1 protein-coding gene and 2 pseudogenes are annotated in these 2,613 nt (G+C 60.6%); all 3 read right to left on the bottom strand.

The window, feature by feature from the left end; translation table 11 throughout:
• Positions 1–1,046: pseudogene (locus DQ405_RS27990) on the bottom strand (DEAD/DEAH box helicase); the annotation flags it as partial.
• An 83-nt stretch (positions 1,047–1,129) separates the two neighbouring features.
• On the bottom strand, positions 1,130–2,101 hold the full coding sequence (locus DQ405_RS26575) for an IS110 family transposase (protein WP_128122069.1): 972 nt from the start codon (positions 2,099–2,101) through the stop codon (positions 1,130–1,132).
• A 234-nt stretch (positions 2,102–2,335) separates the two neighbouring features.
• Positions 2,336–2,440, bottom strand: a pseudogene (locus DQ405_RS27985) (TRAP transporter substrate-binding protein); the annotation flags it as partial.
• Positions 2,441–2,613: the final 173 nt, after the last annotated feature.

The raw sequence follows: 2,613 nt of genomic DNA, 5'->3' as shown, positions 1-2,613 counted from the left end.
ACCAGCGACACGGCCTCGCCCGTTGCGCCCGCCCGGCCTGTCCGGCCGATACGGTGCACATAGTCCTCGGCAACAGTAGGCAGATCGAAATTGACCACCTGCGGCAGATCATGGATATCCAGGCCACGTGCGGCCACATCGGTGGCTACCAGCACCTGCACTTCACCGGCCTTGAAGCGTTCCAACGCACGCAGTCGCGAAGCCTGCGGCTTGTCACCGTGGATCGCGTCGCTGCTGATGCCCTGCGCCTGCAACTCATCCACAAGCTGGTCGACGCCCTTGCGCGTCTTCACGAACACCAGCACCTGCCCCCAGCGCTTTTCTGCCAGCAGATGCAGAAACAACTCGGACTTACGCTTCTTGTCCACCGGCACCAGCCACTGTTTCACGGTTTTCGCCGCAGCATTGCGCGGGCTGACCTCGATGGACAGGGGATCGCGCAGCAGCTCCTGCGCCATCTGCCGAATCGGGTCGGAGAAGGTCGCAGAAAACAGCAAGGTTTGGCGCTTTTTTCGGCAGCGCGCTAAACAGCGCATCCAGCTCTTCGGAAAAGCCGAGGTCGAGCATCCGATCGGCCTCGTCCAGCACCAGCGCCTGCACCTGGCTGAACTTCACCGCGTTCTGTCGATACAGATCCAGCAACCGCCCGGGTGTGGCGACCAACACGTCGATGCCCTTGCGCAAGGCCATCATCTGCGGATTGATGCTGACGCCGCCGTAGACCGCATAGGTGCGCAGCGGCAGGTCCTGGCCGTAGCTTCTGAAGCTCTCATGCACCTGCTCGGCCAGCTCACGGGTCGGCACCAGCACCAGTGCGCGGACCGAATTGCTCGCCACTTTGCGGCCCTTTCGTGCAGCAGCCGCTGCAACAGCGGCAAGGCGAAACCCGCGGTCTTGCCGGTGCCGGTCTGCGCGGCGGCCATCAGGTCCCGGCCCTTGAGCACAGCCGGAATCGCTTTGGCCTGGACCGGCGTCGGCTGGGTGTATTCAAGCGATTCGAGGGTGCGTAGCAGCTGATCGATCAGGCCCAAAGAGGCGAAGGTCATGACGGTAACCGGAAGGACGAAAACAGGCTGCGCAGTTTACTCGAAAGGAAGCTGGAAGCTGAGCGTAGATACCGTCTTCCCCATTAGCGCGCAAGGGCCAGTTGAGGGTCGAAACGCTGGCCCGATTTAAGTACCCCATAGGCGATGTGCAGCAGCTTGCGCATCGCTGCACAGACGATTTGTTTTCCGGATTTTCCTTTTGCACTCAGACGCTCGCGTAGAGCACTAATGGCCGGGTTGTGTGTGAGCGAGCAGACCGCCGGCATGTAGAGCCCAGCCCTCAAGCGAGACGATCCCGTGCGGGATATGCGCGTCTGGCCTTTGTAGGAGCCAGACTCCTGAAGGCGGGGGTTCAGCCCGGCATAAGCGGTGATCGCGCGTGAGCTGGCGAAGCGTAGCGGATCGCCCAGCTCAGCCAGCAACAGGGCTGCGGAACGCTCGCCAATGCCATCAATGCTGGTCAGCAGGTCGCGTTTGTTGCGCAGGTCCGGGTCATCATCGATGTGGTCTCGGATCGCACGGAGTGTCTCGCCGATCTGCCGCTCGACATGGTGCAGCACTGAGTAGATTGAAGCCTGCACACTAGCGTCGGCCAGATCCAGGCGGTTGCGTTCCATTTGTTGGATCTCCTGCAGATCTTCCAGGCGCCGCACTAATGCTTTCAAGCGCCGGACGGCGGGAGGCTCAGGCTGCCAGGCCCGCAGATCGCCCTGGTGCCGCTCGCCATACTCGGCGATGAGTTTGGCGTCGACTTTGTCGGTCTTTACGCGCTGGAGCTGGCTTCGAGCGTAATAGGCGACCTGTGCAGGATTGAGCACGCAGACCTGATAGCCTTTATCGTGAAACCAGGTCGCGAGCGCTTCATGGTAAGCGCCGGTCGCTTCCATCACGATCCAGGCTTGGGCATTGGCGTGCTTGAGCAGCCACTGCTGGAGCGCTTCGAAACCGGCCACCTCGTTTGGCAATTTGGCCTTGGTGCGGTACTTGCCATTGGGCTGCTGGGTGGCGATGTCGAACGTGCGTTTGGCGATATCGATGCCGATGACGCTGGGCATAAGTCCTCCTGCTGGTTCAGAAAGATCAACACTTCACTCAGCTCTACCTTGCTGATGCGAGCTCTCGCCGGAGGCGGGCTCTGGATACCGTTCGAGCTGTAAGAGTGAGTATGGAAGGCCGCAGCGCTATCTACGTCGCAGGCTCAAAGCCTAAGGGTGGATACGGCTTCCTGACCTTCCCCCGATGATCAGTCGGGAACTATCACCCCAACATAGCGTGGTAGTCGAGATACAAGGGTGGATCTCAGCGATTTTCAGCGTCATCTCCGCGTAGGCGGTGCTCGACAGGCAGAAGGCTAGCGGGAGTGCAGCGATGAGCAACTTGCGTTTGAAGTCCATGTGAATCTCCGTCTTGTTTTTGTTGGTATGCAGCGTTGCAAGCGACAAGACCGGGACACTGGGTGCCCGTCCTTGTGGGTGAAGCGTTATCGGAAGCGAGGCTCCTCCAGTCCGGCGACGCCGGGTTGCAGGGCGAAATACACCACCTGCCAAGGGTTGATCGGAGAGATCAC

Source organism: Pseudomonas sp. SST3 (assembly GCF_003325755.1).
Note: the sequence above shows the minus strand (reverse complement) of the source record. Positions and strands in the feature narration are given on the sequence as shown.